Source organism: Devosia limi DSM 17137 (assembly GCF_900128975.1).
GTDB lineage: Bacteria > Pseudomonadota > Alphaproteobacteria > Rhizobiales > Devosiaceae > Devosia > Devosia limi.
On sequence record NZ_FQVC01000001.1, the window covers coordinates 177,446 to 196,923 of the forward strand.

General features: G+C 64.4%; 16 protein-coding genes. 12 read left to right on the plus strand and 4 right to left on the minus strand.

From position 1 onward, the window contains the following. The first annotated feature begins 3 nt into the window (after positions 1 to 3). From BUA69_RS00825 to BUA69_RS00840, 4 genes are read left to right on the plus strand one after another with little or no spacing between them, the layout of a single operon-like run. A complete protein-coding gene (locus BUA69_RS00825) occupies positions 4 to 804 on the plus strand; it encodes an ABC transporter permease (protein WP_082093670.1) in 801 nt (266 codons plus the stop codon). Between the two features lies 1 nt (position 805). After that, the gene (locus BUA69_RS00830; RefSeq protein ID WP_046133541.1) at positions 806 to 1,627 is read left to right on the plus strand and encodes an ABC transporter permease; all 822 of its coding nucleotides are present in this window, start codon (positions 806 to 808) and stop codon (positions 1,625 to 1,627) included. Between the two features lie 9 nt (positions 1,628 to 1,636). Then, positions 1,637 to 2,671: an ABC transporter ATP-binding protein gene (locus BUA69_RS00835; RefSeq protein ID WP_046133542.1), complete on the plus strand. Its 1,035-nt coding sequence runs from the start codon at positions 1,637 to 1,639 to the stop codon at positions 2,669 to 2,671. Position 2,672: 1 nt separating this feature from the next. Next, the gene (locus BUA69_RS00840; protein ID WP_046133543.1) at positions 2,673 to 3,512 is read left to right on the plus strand and encodes a glycerophosphodiester phosphodiesterase; all 840 of its coding nucleotides are present in this window, start codon (positions 2,673 to 2,675) and stop codon (positions 3,510 to 3,512) included. Positions 3,513 to 3,802: 290 nt separating this feature from the next. Here the strand turns inward: BUA69_RS00840 and BUA69_RS00845 are convergent, their stop codons facing one another. Further along, entirely contained in the window at positions 3,803 to 4,615 is an 813-nt protein-coding gene (locus BUA69_RS00845) for an inositol monophosphatase family protein (RefSeq protein WP_052950317.1), read from the minus strand. Between the two features lie 16 nt (positions 4,616 to 4,631). Next, a complete protein-coding gene (locus BUA69_RS00850; protein WP_046133544.1) occupies positions 4,632 to 6,308 on the minus strand; it encodes a Na/Pi cotransporter family protein in 1,677 nt (558 codons plus the stop codon). Between the two features lie 207 nt (positions 6,309 to 6,515). On the opposite strand from BUA69_RS00850, the gene BUA69_RS00855 reads away from it, so the two are divergent. Genes BUA69_RS00855 through solA form a run of 3 tightly spaced genes read left to right on the plus strand, consistent with a single transcriptional unit; the run spans position 6,516 to position 10,933 of the window. After that, the gene (locus BUA69_RS00855; protein WP_046133545.1) at positions 6,516 to 8,888 is read left to right on the plus strand and encodes a PIG-L family deacetylase; all 2,373 of its coding nucleotides are present in this window, start codon (positions 6,516 to 6,518) and stop codon (positions 8,886 to 8,888) included. Position 8,889: 1 nt separating this feature from the next. Beyond that, entirely contained in the window at positions 8,890 to 9,783 is an 894-nt protein-coding gene (locus BUA69_RS00860; RefSeq protein WP_046133546.1) for a DMT family transporter, read from the plus strand. Continuing rightward, on the plus strand, positions 9,767 to 10,933 hold the full coding sequence (gene solA, locus BUA69_RS00865) for an N-methyl-L-tryptophan oxidase (RefSeq protein ID WP_046133547.1): 1,167 nt from the start codon (positions 9,767 to 9,769) through the stop codon (positions 10,931 to 10,933). Before BUA69_RS00860 ends, solA begins: the two co-directional genes overlap by 17 nt. Before the next feature lie 178 nt (positions 10,934 to 11,111). On the opposite strand, the gene BUA69_RS00870 is transcribed toward solA, so the two are convergent. After that, entirely contained in the window at positions 11,112 to 11,576 is a 465-nt protein-coding gene (locus tag BUA69_RS00870; RefSeq protein WP_072866429.1) for a group III truncated hemoglobin, read from the minus strand. Next, the gene (locus BUA69_RS00875; protein ID WP_201777424.1) at positions 11,569 to 12,231 is read right to left on the minus strand and encodes a helix-turn-helix transcriptional regulator; all 663 of its coding nucleotides are present in this window, start codon (positions 12,229 to 12,231) and stop codon (positions 11,569 to 11,571) included. Before BUA69_RS00875 ends, BUA69_RS00870 begins: the two co-directional genes overlap by 8 nt. Before the next feature lie 103 nt (positions 12,232 to 12,334). Here BUA69_RS00875 and BUA69_RS00880 point away from each other — a divergent pair, with 103 nt between their 5' ends. The 5 genes from BUA69_RS00880 (at position 12,335) to BUA69_RS00900 (ending at position 19,339) form a co-directional block, all read left to right on the plus strand. After that, positions 12,335 to 12,937: a superoxide dismutase gene (locus tag BUA69_RS00880; RefSeq protein WP_046133549.1), complete on the plus strand. Its 603-nt coding sequence runs from the start codon at positions 12,335 to 12,337 to the stop codon at positions 12,935 to 12,937. A gap of 72 nt (positions 12,938 to 13,009) precedes the next feature. After that, positions 13,010 to 13,348 carry a ferredoxin FdxA gene (gene fdxA / locus BUA69_RS00885; RefSeq protein WP_046133550.1) on the plus strand — a complete coding sequence of 113 codons (339 nt, stop codon included), beginning with the start codon at positions 13,010 to 13,012 and terminating at the stop codon, positions 13,346 to 13,348. Next, on the plus strand, positions 13,345 to 13,896 hold the full coding sequence (locus BUA69_RS00890) for a flavin reductase family protein (protein ID WP_052950318.1): 552 nt from the start codon (positions 13,345 to 13,347) through the stop codon (positions 13,894 to 13,896). The genes fdxA and BUA69_RS00890 overlap by 4 nt, the downstream gene beginning before the upstream one ends. Before the next feature lie 99 nt (positions 13,897 to 13,995). Further along, positions 13,996 to 14,280 carry a DUF6894 family protein gene (locus tag BUA69_RS00895; protein WP_052950319.1) on the plus strand — a complete coding sequence of 95 codons (285 nt, stop codon included), beginning with the start codon at positions 13,996 to 13,998 and terminating at the stop codon, positions 14,278 to 14,280. Between the two features lie 340 nt (positions 14,281 to 14,620). Further along, positions 14,621 to 19,339, plus strand: a complete 4,719-nt coding sequence (locus BUA69_RS00900; RefSeq protein ID WP_244468677.1) for an NAD-glutamate dehydrogenase — start codon at positions 14,621 to 14,623, stop codon at positions 19,337 to 19,339. The last annotated feature ends 139 nt before the right edge of the window (positions 19,340 to 19,478 follow it).

A 19,478-nucleotide genomic window follows, 5' to 3' on the forward strand; every position in this document is an offset into this window, starting at 1 on the left:
GCCATGCCGGTGGTGCTCGTGATCTGGATGGTGGTCTGGCCGATCATCTCCGCCATTGTCCGCACCATTTGGCGCCCTGATGCCAGCGGCGCCTATGGCTTCAATCTCGATACCTACATCTTCTTTTTCACCGACCGCTACAGCCTCGACAACCTGTCGCTGACGCTGTGGACGACGGGCATCTGCGCGATCCTGCTGCTGGTCATCTGCCTGCCGATCGCGCTCTATCTGCGCTTCTCCGCTGGCCGGCTGCCCGCCTATGTGCAGGGCCTGGCGATTTTTCCGATGTTCGTGCCCTCGATCATCCTGAGCTATGCGTTCATCCGCGTGCTCGGACCCAATGGCATGGTCGACCTGATCCTCAATGCGGCGGGCCTACCCAAGATCCGCACGCCCTACCTGACGCCCTGGGGCCCGGTGATTGGCCTGGTCTGGGACAATATTCCACTGACCGTGCTGATCCTGCTCGCGGGTCTGGGCGCTGTGACCAACCAGTCCGTCGAGGCAGCGCGCGATGTTGGCGCCGGGCCAATCCGGGTGTTCTGGGACATCATCCTGCCGCGCCTCGGTAATTCGATCCTGGTGGCGCTGTCGTTCACTGTGCTTGGGCTGTTTTCGGCCTTCACCCTGCCCTATGTGCTGGGCCCGGCAGCGCCGGAAATGATGGGCCCGTTCATGCAGCGTACCTTCCGCGACCTCTACGATCCGCTCAATGCCACCACGCAGGCCGTGATCGCCTTCGGGTTCTGCCTGGTGTTCGGGCTGTTCTACGTGCGCTCCGTCGCCAAGAACCGGACGCCCTGATATGGCCAGAACTCTTGCCGCAACCCGCATTGACTGGGTGGGCGTCGCCTTCGCCGTCGTGCTCACCATCGTCATCGTGTTCCCGCTGCTCGTGGTCGGCACATGGGCCTTTGCCGAAGTCTGGCGCTTTCCGGCGCTGATCCCGCAGCAATTCGGCCTCAGGTTCTGGAACCAGACGCTGGCGCGTGCCGACGTCTGGGAAGCGCTCCGTACCAGTCTCAGCCTCTCGGTCATGGTGACGTTCCTGTCGGCGCTGATCTGCCTGCCCGCCGCCTATGCCTTCGCCCGGTTGAAATTTCCGGGGCGCGATATCCTGTTCTTCTCGTTTCTCGTCGGCCACGCCTTTCCCAAGTTTGGCCTGCTGGTGGCGATCGCGGCGATCTTCCTGCAGCTCAATCTGATCGGCACCTTCTGGGGTGTCGTGCTGATCCAGCTGGTGGGTACGCTGCTGTTCATGATCTGGATTCCGGTCGCCGCCTTCCAGTCGGTGGACCGGCGGATGGAGGAGGCGGCGCGCGATGTGGGGGCCAAACCGCTCCGGGTGTTCTGGTCGATCACCCTGCCCCAGGCGGGCCCGACCATCGCCGCAGCCGTGCTGCTCAGCTTTGTCGGCACCTTCTACGAAACCGAAGGCGCCTGGCTGATCGGGGCGCCGGCCGTGCGCACCATGCCGGTGCTGATGATCTCGTTCATCAACAACCAGATGGTGATCCAGTATGGCGCGGTGCTGTCGGTGATCCTGTGGGTGCCATCTTTCGTCGCCCTGTTGTTCGCGCGTCGCGTTATTGGCGGCGGTGCCTTTGCCCGCGGCTTTGGCGGCTAGGAAAACTCTATGTCCGTTCTTGAAATCACTGATGTTTCAAAAATCTTCGGCGCCGTGCGGGCGGTCGACAGCTTCTCGCTGAACGTTGCCGATGGCGAGCTGGTCTGCCTGCTGGGTCCGTCCGGCTCCGGCAAGTCGACCCTGCTGCGCATGGTGGGGGGCTTCGAGCGCCCCAGCAGCGGCCGCATCACTATCGATGGCGAGGAGATCACCCATCTGCCGCCGGAAAAGCGCCCCACCGGCATGGTGTTCCAGAGCCACGCGCTGTGGACGCATATGAATGTGTTCAAGAACCTCGCCTTCGGCCTCAAGCTGCGCCGCCTGCCGGCCGGCGAGATCAAGGACAAGGTCGAGGCGGTGCTCGAACTGGTCGGCCTGGCCGGTTACGGTACGCGCATGACCCACCAGCTTTCGGGCGGCCAGCAGCAGCGCGTGGCACTCGCCCGCTCGCTGGTGCTGGAACCCAAGATCCTGCTGCTCGACGAACCCTTTGCCAGCCTCGATCAGCATTTGCGCGAACGCCTGCGGGAGGAAGTGCGCGACATCCAGCAGCGGCTCAGGATCACCACGCTGTTCGTGACCCATGGCCAGGACGAAGCGCTGGCATTGGCCGACCGCATCGTCGTGATGCGTGATGGCAAGACCGAACAGGCCGACCGGCCCGACGTGGTCTATCGCGAACCGCGCACGCCCTTCGTCGCCGGGTTTATCGGCACGATGAACCTCGTCGAGGGCATTGTCAGCAATGGCGTCTTCACCCGCTCCGGCTTTTCGGTACCGCTGGCGGCCGCCGATGGCCCCGCCACCCTCGCGGTGCGCCCCGAGGCACTGGAACTGACGCCCAGCGCTAGTGCCGGTCAGGCCAAGGTGCATCGGGTCACCGATTTCGGCACCCATGGGCTCGTGGACCTGGAACTGCCCGATGGCGCACGCCTCAAGGCCATGGTTGGACATCCGCAGATGTTCTCCAATGGTCAGTCCGTTGATCTCAAGCCAACGGCTATCGCCGCCTATCGCGACAACGCCCTGATCCATCGCAGCTGACATGTCCGACCCCATCTCGATTATTCGCAACGGCCACCGGACCTGGCTGAAATGGCACCGCGGTCGTCGTCGCGCCAGCGACCCGGTGTTTACCGGTGCGCGCATTCTTGAAGGCATGCGTCTGGGCGCCAGCATCGAAGTGGACCTCGTCGTACATGCCGACCGGGGCTATGCGGTACTGCATGATCTCACCGTGGAACGCGAAACCACCGGCACTGGCCCGGTGGTGAACCTGCATGCAGAGGAGCTGCGCCAACTGCATCTGCGCGGCAATGATGGCGCCCCTCTGCCCGACAGGGTGATGCTGCTGGAGGACCTGGCGGCGCTGCTGGCTGCCGGCGAAGTACATCCCGAGGCCCTGCTGCAGCTCGACTACAAGGAAGATGCCAAAGCACTCGACCTCGCAGCCATCGCGTCATTCAAGGCCAGCGTCGGCCCGGTGGCCCGCCACATGATCCTGTCATCGGGCGATGCCGAAGCGGTTGGCTTGCTGACTGATGGCGTCGATGGGCTGCGGATCGGCTACGATCCCTGCCATGACGGGGCATTGGACCGGTTGCAGCAATCGCATGACTTCGCTGGCTTCGTTCGTGACGCGCTCGCGGCATCGCCCTCGGCAGAAATGATCTACCTCCACCATGGCCTGATACTGGAGGCTGACCGGCTGGGGTTTGACCTGATCGCGGCGTTTCACGCAGCAGGGAAGCGGATCGATGCCTATACGATCAACCGGGCAGATGCGGCGTCACTGCCGGCAGTGCTGCGGTTGCTGGACTTGAAGGCGGACCAGATTACGACGGATGACCCGGAGGGCGTGGTCGCGCTGGTGGCGGGAGCGTAGGGCTCGGAGTGCGGTGGGTGTCGGGATATGAGGTGACTACTGGAGGGTGGCGCATCACTTGCCTACGCATAGTGCCACTCCACGGACGGGGCACCTCCACCAGCCATTTCATTTTCCACGGCGTCATTCCCGCGAAGGCGGGAATGACGCCGTGGTTTGACTAGCGTCGCGTGGGGACGGAGGCGCTTTAGGCTGGAAATGGGCACCTTTGCAGCGCCGCACCTAATCCGACCCGGCGCCGTGCCTGATCCAGGGCGGTGTCCGGCCCAACGACGCATACCTGACCGATCCTACGTCGGGTCCTTCCGCGGCGCATCCTTGAGCATTTCGATCAGGTAGGCATGTGTTGCGGGATTGGCGACGATCACCGTTCCGGTCCTTTCGTAAAACTCCGGGCCTCGGCCCCACCAGTCGGTGACGATGCCGCCGGCTTCCTCGACCAGCAGCACGCCGACGGCCCAGTCGACCAGCCCGGACTCCTCGAAATAGCCCGTCAGGCGACCGCAGGCGACGAAGGCGCAGGAATTGGCGGAGCTGCCAACGATACGGACGGCGCCGATCGGGTCGCGCAGCTTTTCCAGCCGGTCATAAAAGCCATTGAAGGTGAACAGGCCCGAGGTCGGCAGGCCGGTGCCGACCATCATCTGGCCGATATCGGTTTTCTGGCTGATCTGCAGGCGCTCGCCATTCAGGAAGGCACCCTGCCCCTTGATGGCGGTGAACATCTCGTCGGCGACGGGATTGTAGAGCGCGCCGCAGACCGTCTCATTGCCGCGCCGCAGCGCGATGGAGATGGTGTAGTGCTGGCCATTGATGAAATTGGTGGTGCCGTCGATGGGATCGACCAGCCAGCGATATTGCGGGTCGATGCCGGTGACCGGATCGAATTCCTCGCCGGTGAAGCTCCAGTCGGGATAGCGGGCGAACAGATATTTGCGGATCAGCTTCTCGGATTCCATGTCGGCCTCCGAGACGAAATCGGCGGGGCCCTTGACCCCGATTTCGAGGTCGCGGAACCGCGCGAAATATTCCTGCGTCAGGGCCCCGGCCGCGCGGGCGACGGCGACCATGTCCGCAAGTACGGCTTCGTAAGACTGCAGCATGAAGACCCCTCCGGAATTACTCTGATGCCGTCTTGGGCGCTTCGGCGGTGACGGTGGGGCGCAGGCGGCTCTCGCGCAATTCGCCGACGCTTTCCAGGATCGGATAGGCAACCGAGGCCAGGTGGGCATTGATCCGCTTGAGGTCGCGCAGGGTATCGAGGTGGAGCGAACTGGTCTGCACCGCCTCGGGCACGCGCTGGCGCACCCGCTGCAGATGCGCCTTTGAGGACTGCGCTTCCAGGCGACGGACCTCGACCTTTTCGGCCACCAGGCGACGCGCCAGTTGCGGATCGCGGGTCAGGAACACGGTCTGGCTAAGCTGCATATTGGCGATGGTCTTTTCATAGAGCTCGATGATTTCGGCAAGGCCCTCGGCGGTGAACACCAGCTGGCGCTTGGTCTTTTTGGCCGCGATTTCGGCCAGCCCGCCTTCGATGATATCGCCGACATGCTCCAGATTGATGGCATAGCTCATGATCTCAGCCGAACGGGCGCCGTCTTCCTCATCCAGTTCGGTGCGATCCAGCTTGGTCAGGTAAAGCTTGATCGACTGGTGCAGCGCATCGACATCGTCATCGAGCAGACCGATCGACGTGCGGGTGTCAGGCGCGGACTTCTGCAGGGCGTCCCGGCTACGCTCCAGCATCTTGAGCACCAGGTCACTGACGCGCAGGGTTTCCCGGGCGGCGCCGGCCAGCGCTATGGTGGGCGTATCCAGCACGGTTTCATCGAGATAGTTGGCGCCCTTTTCCGGCTGGGCCGGAATGGGAACGATCAGCGCGGCCAAGCGGGCAATCGGCCCCAGCAGCGGCAGGAAGATGAGCAGCAGGGCAACATTGAAGCCGATATGTGCGGCAATGGTAAGCGCTCTCGTATCGGGCAGGAAACTGGCCAGAAGACTGGCGACCGGAATGGCGACAATGGTCAGCCCAATGGCCCCCAGCGCCCGCACGATCAGGTTGGCCAGTGTCAGGCGGCGCGCCTGGGCGCCCTCGGACAGCACAGCCAGGAATGGCGGTACCGCACCGCCAAGATTGGCGCCGGCCACCAGGATGACAGCAAGCGGTGGGGTGACAATGCCGGCCTGAGCCAGCAGCGCCACGAAAAGCACAACGGCCAGGCTTGAGGATGACACAAAGGCCAGGAATGCCGACAGCATCAGCGCAAAGACCGGCGCGTCGCCAAGGCCCTTGAGAACGGTGATGACCACTTCGGACTCGCGCAGCGGGCCAGTGACATTGCCCACGAGCTGCAACGCCAGCAGCATCAGGCCCAGGCCGAGCAGCGCCCGGCCAATGCCCTTGCCGCGCGCGTAATTGCTCAGCGAAAACACCATGACGCCGACGAGGATCATCGCCGAGCCGAACCACTCGACATTCATCGACAGGATCACGGCGGCAATCGAGGTGCCGACATTGGCGCCCAGCATCACCGCCTGCGCCATTTTGGGATCGATCACCCCACGCGCCGCGAAGGACGCGGTGATAACCGCCGTGGCCGTACTCGACTGCAGGGCCAGCGTGGCCGCGACGCCCGACAGCACCGAGGTGAAACGGTTGCCGGTGCCCTTGGCGATCCATTGACGCAGGGAGGCGCCAAACGCGCGCATCACCCCCGTCTTGATCAGCCGCAAGCCCCAGAGCAGCAGGGCCCCGGCGCCCAGAAGGTCGATCAATTGAATGGTGGAATGCATATTCTCTAATTACCGTGACTCGGAACATTCAATATGGCCGACATCGCCGGGAAGGGCCATCCCGTTGTCTGGCTGCGGCAGGTTTGGACGATCAAAAGAACAGCGCCTTCAATACAATAATCTACTTGAGTTATTATTGAGGCGCACATAGCCTGTTGCCGGGCCAAGCTGTTTTCAGGCCCGCCATCGCTATTGCCGGAGCCTGCCATGCTGACCGCCCGCGAGCGCCTTGCCCGCCAGAAATCCCGTCCCGCACTTGTCGAACTGCACCGCGCCCTGAGCCGCCTCACCTCGACGCTGACAGTGATGAACACTGGCGCGCATCCCGATGACGAACATTCGGGCATGCTCGCGGCAATGCGCTTTGGCTATGGCATGCGGGTTGTCGTCGCCTGCTCGACCCGCGGCGAAGGCGGCCAGAATAATCTTGGGCCCGAGCGCACCGGCGCGCTCGGCGTGCTGCGCACCCGCGAAATGGAAGAAGCCGCCCGCACGCTGGACGCCGATATCGCCTGGCTGGGCCACGGGCCCGATGATCCGGTGCATGATTTCGGCTTCTCCAAGAATGGCCCGGACACCCTGGCCCGCTGGGGCAAGGACCGCACGATCGAGCGGCTGGTCATCGCATATCGCAGCGAGCGACCCGATATCGTCATTCCGACCTTCCTCGACGTGCCCGGCCAGCATGGACATCACCGCGCCATGACCGAGGCAGCCGAAACCGCGATCGCGCTAGCCGCCGATCCCAGCTATCTGACGCCTGGCCTCGAGCCCTGGAGCGTCGGCAAATATTACCTGCCGGCATGGTCCGGCGGCGGCGATACCTATGATGACGAAGTGCCACCGCCCAATGCCAGCGTGCGCGTACTCGCGCCCGGCCGCGATGCGCCCACCGGTGCGGCCTTTGACGAAATCGGCGAGTGGTCGCGCGCCTATCATGCCTCGCAGGGCATGGGCCATTGGAAGGTCGAAGCGCCGGTCGAATGGCCGCTGCACCTGAAAATCGGCGGCTCCGGCGCGGAGACCGATATTCGTCAGGCTCTGCCGGCGACGCTGGCCGACCTCGCAACGCGGTTGCCGGACGCAGCCGCCAGCGCGCTGAAGTCAGCGCAGGCACGGATCGACGCGGCGCTGCTGGCCTTCCCGGATCGCAAGGCGATCACCGAGGCACTGGTCGCGGCCGCTACCGCAATAGACACCGCCGTTGCCAATGCGGGTTCAGCTTTGGAGCAGGACGGCCATCGCCTCGCCCGCAAGTTGATCGAGATTGACGCTGCGCTGCTATTGGCGTCGGGCGTTTCGGCCACCGCCTGGGCCGAGCCCAGCCGCGTCGCTCCCGCCGGCACCAGCCTCCTCAATATCCACCTCGAGCCCGGCTCCGTGGCGGTGACGGTGGCTCCGATTGCCCGCGAGCATCTGATCATCGGCGCGGCAACGACTGCCGGCACGATCGTGCAGTATCCGGTCACCGTCGCTGCCGATGCGCCGCTGTCCAATATGTATCCGCCCAATTTTGTCAGCCAGGGCGGCAATGGCGAGCTCAATGTGGAACTGCAGGCGACAATCGGTGGACGCCTTGTCCGTTCGGTGATTGACCTCGAAGAGCCCTTTACCATTGGCCCCGAGCACTCGCTGGAGCTGGCGCCCGAAGCCATCATCCTGCGCGCCAGCCAGGAGCCTGCGGCCATCCCGGTTGCGATACGCACCCAGTCGCCCAAGGCCGACATCGCCATGATCGCGCCCCAGGGTTGGGGCGTGGCCCGCACAGAAACCGGGTTTGCCGTGACACCGCCCGCCCAGATCGCGCCCGGGCTGCATCGCCTGCCGGTGCGTATCGGCAATGATCAGGCCTATAAGCAGACTGTTGTCGCCTATCCTCATATCGGCCGGAATTATCACGTCGCGCCGCAGGCGCTGAACGTGCTGGCGCTCGACCTGACGCTGCCGGCCAATGCCAAAATCGGCTATATCGGCGCTGGGAGTGACCGGGTCAGTTACTGGCTCCGCGCCATGGGCCTCGACGTCACCGATCTCGATGCCAATGGGTTGGGCGGCGATCTCTCGGGCTTTACCAATATCGTCGTCGGCACCTTCGCCTTCGGGCTGCGTCCCGATCTCGGCGCGGCCACTGCCAAGCTGCATGACTGGGTGGAGGCCGGCGGGCATCTGCTGACGCTCTATCACCGCCCCTGGGACAATTGGAATGCCGATACCACGCCGCCGAGGCGGCTGCAGATCGGTTCGCCATCGCTGCGCTGGCGCGTCACCAATCCCAACGCGGAAGTTGAAGTGCTGGCACCCAGCCATCCGCTGCTGACTGGCCCCAATGCCATTGGTCCTGATGATTGGGCGGGCTGGGACAAGGAACGCGGGCTCTACTTCGCCGCCGATTGGGACGCGGCCTATGAGCCATTGCTGGCCATGCACGACAAGGGCGAGCAACCACTCAAGGGCTCGCTGATTTCTGCCCGGATTGGCGAGGGACGGCACACTCATACCAGTCTCGTGCTGCATCATCAGCTCGATCGGCTGGTGCCGGGCGCTTTCCGCCTGATGGCCAATCTGGTTCAGCCGGCGTGACATGACCGCCCCACAGCGTTCCGACGACCGGGCCGGCATGGCCTGGTTGATGGGTGACATGCTGCTCGTCACGATGATGACCGTCCTGGTCAAGATCGAGGGCGCCAATTATCCGGCAATCCAGCTGGTGTTCATCCGCTCGCTGATCGGGCTGGTGAGCGTGTTGCCGCTGGCCTGGCGGCATCGTGCCGAGATCGCCGGCACCAGGCGGGTGGGCGGCCATCTGGTCCGCGTCAGCTGCAACACGCTGGCGCTGAGCTGCAATTTTGCGGCGCTCACTGCCCTGCCGCTGGCGCTGGCCAATGCCATCGGCTTCATGCGCCCGCTGGTGGTGCTGGTCTTCGCCGTGTTCATGCTCGGCGAACGGGTTGGCCCGATCCGCTGGATCGGCACCATTATCGGCTTTGCCGGGGTGCTGGTCATGGTGGCGCCCGGCAATGTCCCGCTCAATCTGGGGTTAGCTGCCGCTTTCGGCTCGGTGCTGTTCGGCTCGCTCGCCGTGGTGCAGACCCGTTCCTTGCGTGAAGAGAACACCACCGTGCTGATGGTGTTCTATACGGTCGGGCTGACGCTCCTCACCGCCATTCCCGCCGCCTTTGTGTGGGAGCCGGTGGCGCTGGGCGACTGGCCGACGCTGCTCGCGATCGGCGTTCTGGCACAGGTGGGGCAATACTGCTTCCTGCGCGCCTATCAATCGACCCCGGCCAATGTGCTGGCGCCGCTGGGCTATCTCTCCATCGTCTTTGCCGCCTTGACCGGCTATTTCTTTTTCGACGAAGTCCCCGGCTGGACCACCCTGCTCGGCGTCATCGTCATTCTGGTGGCGCTGCAGCTGACCAATCTTTTCGACCGCGGCCCGCGCCGCAAGGAGCCCGAAATTGACGCAAAGCTTTGACTTCGCCGTAGTGGGCCTTGGTGCCATGGGCAGCGCGAGCCTTTATCAGCTGGCCAGGCGCGGCGTCCGCGTCGTCGGTATTGACCGGTTCGAGCCGCCGCACAATCAGGGTTCATCCCATGGCGAAACCCGCATCACCCGCCGCGGCATTGGTGAGGGCGAAGCCTATGTGCCGCTGGCCATGCGCTCGCATGAACTGTGGCGCGAAATCGAGGCCGAGACCGGCGCGGCGCTGCTGCACGAAATCGGCAGCCTGATCATTGCCAGGCCGGGCGACATGGTGGAGCGGCCGGGCCGCACCGCCTTTATCGACCGCTCGATCAAGGCGGCGCAGCACTATGGCATCGAGCACGAAGTGCTGTCGGCCGACGAGATCCGCAGCCGCCATCCGCATTTCACCCCGCAGGATGACGAAATCGGTTATTTCGAGCCGGGCGGCGGCTACCTCAATGTCGAAGGCTGTGTCGGCGCCAATCTCGATCTCGCCGTCCGCCATGGCGCTATCACCATGCTCGGCGCCGAAGTGCTGTCCATTGTTCCCGACGGCGATGGTGTGCGGATCACCACGACCGCCGATACGATCCTCGCCGGTCAGGTGGCGGTTTCGGCCGGCGCCTGGGCGGGGCAGCTATTGGGCGAGCCATTCTCCAGCATTCTCAAGCCAACACGGCAGGTGATGCACTGGTACGAAATCGACCCGGCCCTGACCCAGGCCTGGGCAGGATCACCCGTATTCATGTGGCCGCATGGCGAGGATGGCGACGGCTTCTTCTACGGTTTCCCGTCGCTGGATGGCGCGACGTTCAAGACCGCCGATGAATACTATGGCGCCGCCTCCGATCCCGATGCCATCGACCGCGTGGTGCCGGCTGCGGACTCCGCCCGCATGCATGCCGCCCATCTCGCGGGCCGCCTGGCACATGTTGTTCCCCGGGCCGTGCGCACCGCGACCTGCATCTACACCGCGACGGCCGACAGCGCCTTTCTGATCGACCGCCATCCCGTTTACGCCAGTATTCTTGTTGTATCCCCCTGCTCCGGCCACGGCTTCAAACACTCCGCCGCGATTGGCGAGGCCGTGGCGCAGACGCTGGTGGACGGACAGAGCAAGATCGATCTCAGCGCGTTCGCGCTTGGGCGGCTGTTGTAGGGGCAGTTGTGAGCCGATCATTGTCGTCGTGGAGACACTGGTCCCAGGATGACCCCGGCGAACAGCTGGCAGGCCAAGGACACGGCTGCCTGCGCCCCTGACCCGCGGTCACTTCCAGCGCCGCATGAGCGGCAAGGGGCCCACGGATCACGTCCGTGGGCAGCGCGGTCAGAGCAACCTATTCCCGCCCGAGCGGCCCCATCCGGGTAATATCCTCACCCCGGCGCATGGCGATGTTCATGCGGAAGCTGTTGCCGATGCGTTCGGAGCGTTCGATGAAGATCACGGCAATATCGGGCGAGCAAAGTTCCTCGGCTGTCTGGCGGAACAGGCTTAGCCAGCGCAGGAAATGCGCATCCGAGAGTTCGGGGATCGCCAGGTGCTTGGGCATGGGGCGGCCGCCATAACGACCGGTGCCCAGCAGCATTGAGGACCAGAAGTCGGTAATGGTATCGAGGTGATGCGGCCACTGCTCGGGCGCAATCACCCGGTTGAAGACCGGGCCGATCACGTCATCGCGCCTTGCCTTGTCGTAAAAGGCATCGACAACGGCGCGGACCATGGTTTCGGTCAGGGCGTCGGGCGTGTCCCAGCCGGTACGCGTCAGGCGCGTGCCGACAGGCGGACGGGGATTGTCACTCATCTGTATTGACCGCCCGGATGGCATAGGAGCAGCGACGTCCACCGGCGACGATATGCTCGTCGCGCACGACTTCGGTCTCAGGCCCGAGTACCGAGCGGAACACTTCCAGTTCGGCCCGGCAAAAACCCTGGCAGGCCGTCGCGGCGGCGCAGATTGGGCAGTGATTTTCGATCAGCACCAGCGAGCCATCGGCTTCTTCGCGCCAGTCCGCCATATACCCTTCATTGCTGCGCAACTGCGCCAGCGCCGCCACCTTGTCGCGCAAGCTTGACTGGTCGGCGACGGTCTCCTCATAGAGCGCCCGCGTTTCGGCTTCGCGCACGCCGATGATCTGGTCCAGCACGCCCTCGCCCAGCGTGCCGCGCACGATGTCGAGTAACTGCACCGTCAGCGCTGCATGGGTATCGGGAAAGCGCGACTGCGCCTGCGGCGTCAGGTGCCAGCTCTGGGTGGGGCGGCCGACGCCTTTTGCCTCGCTGGAGCTGTCCACCAGCCCCTCTTCGGCCAACCGCACCAGCTGCTGGCGTGCAGCCTCACCGGTGGTGCCCAGGAGCTTGCCGATGGCTGCCGCGTTCAGCGCGCCATGCATCTTCAGCACCATCAGGACGCGTTCGCCGGGGCCGCGGGGCGACCATTGGACATTTTCCAAGCTCATACTTGACATATCTGCCGGAAGGGTTTTCAAAGTCATTGCTTGGAAATTAAACGGAGCGGCGCCGAAAAGCAAGTGCGCCGCCGGAAAACGAGAGGAACGACCAATGTCCTTCACCCTGCCGAACCTGCCCTGGGCCCATTCTGCCCTTGCCGAACGCGGCATGAGCCAGGAGACGCTGGAGCTGCATCACGACAAGCATCACCAGGCTTATGTGACCGCGCTCAATGGCTTCGTCGAAAAGAACGACGACCTCAAGGGCAAGTCACTGGAAGAGATCATCGCCTTCGCCAATGGCAAGGCCGATCTGGCGCCGGTGTTCAACAATGCCGGCCAGCATTGGAACCACATTCATTTCTGGAACGCGCTGTCGCCCAAGGGTGGCGCCCTGCCCGGCAAGCTTGAAGCCAAGATCGTCGCTGACTTCGGCAGCGTTGATGCGTTCAAGGACGCGTTCAAGACCGCCGCGACCACCCAGTTCGGCTCGGGCTGGGCCTGGCTGGTGCTGGGCACGGACGGCAAGCTCAAGACCGCCAAGACCCCCAATGGCTCCAATCCCCTCGCCACGGGCGAAGGCACGCCGCTGCTCGGCCTCGATGTGTGGGAGCACAGCTATTACGTCGACTTCCGCAATCGCCGTCCGGACTATGTGACCAACTTCCTCGACAAGCTGGCCAATTACGAGTTCGCCGAAGCCAATCTGGGCTGATTGACCGCATCGGGCCGTCGCCACGGCGACGGCTCGATCACGAACGACCAATAGACACGAACAGAACCGCCCATGACCTATGTCGTCACCGAAGATTGTATCGCCTGCAAACACATGGATTGCGTATCTGTCTGTCCGGTCGATTGCTTCTACGAGGGCGAGAACATGCTCGTCATCAATCCCGACGAATGCATCGATTGCGGCGTCTGCGAGCCGGAATGCCCGATCGATGCGATCAAGCCCGATATGGATGCGGGGCTGGAGCCGTGGATCGAACTGAACCGCAAATATTCACGGCTCTGGCCCAACATCACCGAGATGGGCCAGCCACCTGCCAATGCCAAGGAGATGGAGGGTGTGCCCAACAAACTCCGTGACCTGTTTTCCGAAGCGCCCGGAGAGGGATCGTGACCTTGGCCCTTGCCGATTTCCCCCTGCCTGACGCCATGGACCTGCGCTCGACCGAGCAGCCGCTGGTGAGCAATGCCGAGTTCCGCACGGCGATGTCATCCATGGCCTCGACCGTTTCGGTCGTCACTGCCAGCCATGACGGGGAGGTTCTGGGCCGCACCGCCACCGCAGTCATGTCGCTCGCCGCCACGCCGCCTTCGGTGCTCGTCTCCATCGACATCGAAAGCCGTCTTGCCGATCTGATGGCCAAGTCGGGCCGGTTCTCGCTTGCCATGCTGGCCCAGGATCAGTCTGACATCGGCGATGCCTTTGCCGGCAAGCTCGGCGACATCGACCGCTTCAGCTTCGGCAGCTGGGGCCAATGGCCCTCGGGCAATCCACAGCTCCATGGCGCAGTCACCACGCTGGATTGCGAGATTATCGGCTCAATCGAAACCGGCACCCATGTCCTGTTTGCCGGCGGGATCATCCAGGCTGAAACCATCGCCAGCAAGAGCCCCCTGCTGTGGCATCGGCATGGCTACCATCGCCTTGACGGGCTCGACTGAGGCGCTGCTCTCTGCAAAGCTGGGGCCTGCAACGATCCAGCCCGGCCCTGGCAACCTGTACGGGGCCAAAGGCATTTCCTCCAGAGAAAGGAGGCAATCGTGCCAAGGTACTATTTTCACTACCGCACCGATGACGGTATCGTCCGGGACACCGATGGCAGTGATCACCCCGATCTGGACGCCGCCGAGCGCCAGGCCGCCGAACTTGGCCGCGCCATCCTCGACCGCGCCCTCAGCGATGGCGACGATGCCCGCGAGCCCCGCTCCATCGAAATCACCGACGCCTCCGGCGCCGAACTGCTCTACGTGGTCTTTTGGGCTGCCCCGCCGCCCAGGGGGCGCTCGGGTCCGTTGACGACGCTGGAACCAGCAACTTTGCACTAGGGCACGTCCCCATTCCACCCCCGATGTCATCCCGGCGCAGGCCGGGATCCATGCTGAAGGGCATCCTTGCCATCCCATGTGAGGCGAATGCACTGCATGGATTCCGGCCTGCGCCGGAATGACCCGGTGGTGGGGGTGGCCCGGTGCCCGCTATGCAGCTTGTTGCGGCGCCATCCTGCGATACCTCGGCACGCCGAAAACATCCCCCAACAATCACATCCCCTGCGACATTCCGCTGTCATCCTGCCACCGTCAAACCGCAATATGCTCCCAAAGGACTGGAGACAGTTTCGACCCTGCCGCCTAGACTGCGGCACGGCGCATGAGTGGGAGATTTCACGTGCAGGATATAATCGCTTCGAGCCAGGACATCCTTCTGGCCCGGGCCGAGAAGATTTCGGTTGAAGACCCTGGTTTTGCTCGCTTCTTGCGGGCTGCCGTGCAGGCAACCGACACCGATGACCTGGCGGGTTTCGCCCCGGAAGCTTTCGAATCAATCCTGCGGCAATCCTATGCCCATGTGCTGGCCCATTCTGGCGACGAGAGCCAGATCACCCTCGTGCCCCCACAGCGGGCCGGTGCCCCGCTGGTCATTGACGTCATCTCTCCCGACATGCCGTTCATCGTCGATAGTGCCCTGGCCGCCTTGCGCGCTGCCGGTGGCACGGTGCGGCTGTTTGCCCACCCTGTCGTGCGCGTCGAGAATGGCGCGGTTTCCGAGATCACCGGCCGGCCGCTCAGCGTATTGCATATTCACAGCGACCCGGTCGCCGACATGGACGCGCTGCATGCCGAGATCGCTGCGGCGATGCTCGAAGTCACCCGCGCCGTGCGCGACTGGCAGCCGATGCTGGAACGCCTTCGCCGCTCCGCCGGAGACCTGCGCGTCGCCACGGCGCCGACAGTCACGCAGCGCGATGAAGCCGTGCTGTTCCTCGAATGGCTGATCGAGCACAACTTCACTTTCCTCGGGCTGCGCGAATACGCCCTGCTCCCGGGCACGCCCGAACTGGTGCCGGTCGATGGCAGCGGCCTCGGCATTCTGGTCGATCCGACGCTGAAGGTCTTGCGCAGCGGTCCCGACTTCGTCGAGACGACCCCGCAGCATTCCGCCTTCATGGCATCGCCCGAGCCGCTGCTCGTCACCAAGGCCAATATCCGCGCCCGGGTCCACCGTCGCGTTCACATGGATTATGTCGGCATCAAGCTCTATGGCAGCGATGGCCGGGCGACCGGCGAATTGCGCGTCGTCGGGCTGTTCACCGCGCAGGCACAGGCGACCCCGCATAGCGAAGTGCCACTGATCCGCCGCAAGATCGGCGATGTGATGCGCCGCTCCGGGCTCGACCCGTTGGGCCATGATGGCCGCGCCCTGCTCAGCGCCCTCGACACCTATCCGCGCGACGAGCTGTTCCAGATCGGTAGCGACGAACTCTACGACTACACCACCGCGATTGCCGGCCTTTATGACCGGCCGCGCGTGCGTGTGCTGCCGCGTATCGATCGCTTCGACAACTTCGTTTCGATCCTCGTCTACGTGCCGCGCGACCGCTATGACAGCGAGGCCCGCGCCCGCATCACCCGTTACCTGGCGCAGGCCTATGATGGTCGCGTTTCCGCCTATTACCCGCACTTCCCAGAGGGTGAGCTGGTCCGCGTCCATGTCATCATCGGGCGCAATGGCGGGCCGACCCCGCGTCCGCTGCGCAGCGAGCTGGAAGCCCGCGTCGATGAGATGACCCGCGATTTCGGCGATATGCTGTCCGCCACCGCCAAGGACCCGGCCCTCATCAGCGACTATCGCCATGCGTTCTCGCCCGCCTATCAGTCGCGCAACAGCGCCAGCGATGCGCTGGCCGATATCGCCGTGCTGCGCGGCCTGACCGATGACGCCCACATCGCCGTTCGCCTGCGCAGCCGCGCCGGCCATGATGGCGCCCTCGGGCTCAAATTCTATCACCGTGGCAGTGCCATTCCGCTCAGCGATCGCGTGCCGATGCTGGAGCATTTCGGCTTCCGCGTCATCGATGAGCGCACCTATACGCTGACCCCGCGCGACGGGACCGAGCGCTACATCCACGACATGGTGCTGGCACCAGGCGATGGCGCGGCCTTCGATGTTGTAGCTCTCGCCGAGCCGGTCGAAAGCGGCCTGCTCGCCGTCTGGGATGGCCTCGCGGAAAGCGACGGGCTCAATGCACTGGTCACCAAGGCCGGTCTCGCCTGGGATGATGCGGCCCTGCTGCGCGCGTTCTCGCGCTATCTGCGCCAGGTCGGCGTGTCCTATTCGCAGCGCTATATAGCGCAGGTGCTGGTCACCCAGTCCGGCGCCGCTGCGGCCCTCGTAGCGTTGTTCCGGGCCCTGCATGATCCACATGCCGTGGATCGTGAAACGGCTGCAACTGCCGCCCGCGACACCATTGCTGCTGCCCTCGACGCCATGGCCTCGCTCGACGAGGACCGGATCGTCCGCCGCTTCCTCAATCTGGTCGACAGCGCCCTGCGCACCAATGCCTTCCAGCGCGAGGCAGATGGCTCACATCGCCCGGCTCTGGCGATCAAGTTCGATAGCGCAGCGGTCGACGGCATGCCGGCGCCCAAACCCTATCGCGAGATCTTCGTCTATTCGCCGCGTGTCGAGGGGGTGCATCTGCGCTTTGGCGCCATCGCCCGTGGCGGGCTGCGATGGTCGGACCGGCCGGAAGATTTCCGCACCGAGGTGCTGGGGCTGGTCAAGGCCCAGCAGGTCAAGAACGCCGTCATCGTGCCGGTCGGCGCCAAGGGTGGCTTCGTGCCCAAGCGCCTCGTCGCCGGCATGCCGCGCGATGCGTTCCAGGCCGAAGGCCGTGCGAGCTATGAGATATTCATCGGCTCGCTGCTCGATGTGACCGACAATCTCGTGCACAACGCGGTTGTGCCACCAGCCGATACGGTGCGCCGCGACGGTGACGATCCATACCTGGTTGTCGCCGCCGACAAGGGCACGGCCAGCTTCTCGGACACCGCCAATGCCATCGCCATCGGCCACGATTTCTGGCTGGGCGATGCCTTCGCTTCGGGCGGCTCCGCCGGTTATGATCACAAGAAGATGGCCATCACCGCCCGTGGTGGCTGGGAAGCGGTCAAGCGCCACTTCCGCGAGCTCAATCGCGATATCCAGACCGAGGCGTTCACCGTGGCCGGTGTTGGCGACATGTCGGGCGACGTGTTCGGCAATGGCATGCTGCTGTCGCCGCAGATCCATCTGGTGGCCGCCTTCGACCACCGCGATATCTTCATCGACCCGACCCCCAATGCAGCGACGAGCTTTATCGAGCGCAAGCGCCTGTTCAACCTGCCCCGCTCCAGCTGGCAGGATTATGACGCATCGCTGATCTCGGCTGGTGGCGGCGTCTTCCCGCGCAGCCTCAAGGCCATTCCGCTCACGCCGCAAATGCAGGCGCTGCTTGGCCTCAAGACCCCGACGGCGACCCCGGCCGAAGTGATGACAGCGATCCTGTCCGCCGAGGTGGATCTCCTCTGGTTCGGCGGCATCGGCACCTATGTGCGCGCCAGCACCGAAACCGACGCTGCAGCGGGCGACCGCGCCAATGACGCCATCCGCGTCACCGGCAGGCAGCTGCGCGCCAAGGTGGTCGGCGAAGGCGCCAATCTGGGCACCACCCAGCGCGGCCGCATCGAATATGCGCTCAATGGCGGGCGCATCAATACCGACGCCATCGACAACTCGGCCGGCGTCAACTCCTCCGACCTTGAGGTCAACATCAAGATCGCCGTGGCCCCATTGGTCGCCACCGGGGTCCTGACTGAACACAGCCGCAACGACTTCCTCGCCAGCATGACCGATGAAGTGGCTAACCTCTGCCTGCGCAACAATTACCTGCAAACCCTGGCTCTGTCGCTGGCACAGCGAGCGGGCCTTGCCGAACTGCCGGACCATCGCGAGCTGATGGAACGGCTTGAGGCGCGCGGCCTGCTCGATCGTTCCGTCGAATACCTGCCGAGCGATGCAGCGCTCGACGAGCGTGCCGCAAGCGGCGCGGCACTGACCCGACCGGAACTGGCGGTGCTGCTGGCCTATGCCAAGCTGACGCTTTATGCCGACCTGCTGGAGGGCCGTTCGATCGACGACGCCTATCTGGCGGGCGAGTTGCTGCGTTACTTCCCCGATACGCTGCACGAACGGTTCCCGGATGCGGTGGCCGGCCATCGCCTGAAGCGCGAAGTCATCGCCACTGTTCTGGCCAATGCCATGGTCAATCGCGGCGGCCCGGCCTTCGTCACCGAAATGACGGCAGCCACCAGCGCCAGTTCTGGCGAAGTCGCACTGGCCTATGCCGCCACCCGCGATACCTATGGCCTGCCTGGCCTCAATGCGCTGATCGATGGGCTGGATGGCCAGATCGATGGTGACGTGCAGCTGTCGCTCTACGCCCAGGTCGCGGCGCTGCTGCGCCAGGAAACCCTTTGGTTCCTGCGCAATGCCGATGTGACGCAGGGCCTGTCGGGCCTCGTCGCCCGCCATGCCGCCGGTGTAGAGACACTCCGCATGCTGCTCGCCACCACGGTGCCCGGCCCGCTCTTCGCCGCCGTCGCTGCTGCGACGGCCGAGATGACGGGCAAGGGCGTGCCGGAAGTCATCGCCCACCAGATCGCCGAACTCTCGGTGCTCTCCTATGCCAGCGACATCGTGCTGGTCAGCGAGCGCGCCGGGGTTTCGGTGGAAGACGGCGCCACCGCCTTCTTCGGCGTATTCGCCATCTTCAACCTGTGGCCGGTGATCGAACAGGGCCGCACCATCGTGCTCGCCGACCGCTTCGACCGTATGGCGCTCGACCGGGCTCTGGCTAATGTGATGCGCGCCCAGCGGGATCTGACCGCTGATGTGCTGAGCGCGGGCACTGGCCCGATCACTGAGCGCCTCGCAACATGGCAGGCTGACCGCCAGGCCGGTATTGCCCGGTCCGTGGCTGCGGTTGCCGAACTGACACAGGGCACGCTGACCGTGTCACGACTGTCGGTTGCTGCCGGGTTGCTGGCGGATCTGGCGCAGGAGTGAGGGGGGCGGGTTTGCCCTCTTGGGCAAATTTTCGTAGCCCGCTCACAGTCTCCACGCTCACACCCTCCCACCCACCGCGCTGCCCCCGGACTTGATCCGGGGGCCACTCTCGGCCCGGCACAAGCGGCCAGTGGTCCAC

Excerpts from the sequence above, each read along its gene's own strand:
- BUA69_RS00850 (WP_046133544.1), bottom strand. The coding sequence starts at position 6,308 with ATGCATTCCACCATTCAATTGATCGACCTTCTGGGCGCCGGGGCCCTG.
- fdxA (WP_046133550.1), top strand. The coding sequence starts at position 13,010 with ATGACCTATGTCGTCACCGAAGATTGTATCGCCTGCAAACACATGGAT.
- BUA69_RS00830 (WP_046133541.1), top strand. The coding sequence starts at position 806 with ATGGCCAGAACTCTTGCCGCAACCCGCATTGACTGGGTGGGCGTCGCC.
- BUA69_RS00855 (WP_046133545.1), top strand. The coding sequence starts at position 6,516 with ATGCTGACCGCCCGCGAGCGCCTTGCCCGCCAGAAATCCCGTCCCGCA.
- BUA69_RS00835 (WP_046133542.1), top strand. The coding sequence starts at position 1,637 with ATGTCCGTTCTTGAAATCACTGATGTTTCAAAAATCTTCGGCGCCGTG.
- BUA69_RS00880 (WP_046133549.1), top strand. The coding sequence starts at position 12,335 with ATGTCCTTCACCCTGCCGAACCTGCCCTGGGCCCATTCTGCCCTTGCC.
- BUA69_RS00825 (WP_082093670.1), top strand. The coding sequence starts at position 4 with ATGCCGGTGGTGCTCGTGATCTGGATGGTGGTCTGGCCGATCATCTCC.
- BUA69_RS00875 (WP_201777424.1), bottom strand. The coding sequence starts at position 12,231 with ATGAGCTTGGAAAATGTCCAATGGTCGCCCCGCGGCCCCGGCGAACGC.
- BUA69_RS00870 (WP_072866429.1), bottom strand. The coding sequence starts at position 11,576 with ATGAGTGACAATCCCCGTCCGCCTGTCGGCACGCGCCTGACGCGTACC.
- BUA69_RS00840 (WP_046133543.1), top strand. The coding sequence starts at position 2,673 with ATGTCCGACCCCATCTCGATTATTCGCAACGGCCACCGGACCTGGCTG.
- BUA69_RS00860 (WP_046133546.1), top strand. The coding sequence starts at position 8,890 with ATGACCGCCCCACAGCGTTCCGACGACCGGGCCGGCATGGCCTGGTTG.
- BUA69_RS00845 (WP_052950317.1), bottom strand. The coding sequence starts at position 4,615 with ATGCTGCAGTCTTACGAAGCCGTACTTGCGGACATGGTCGCCGTCGCC.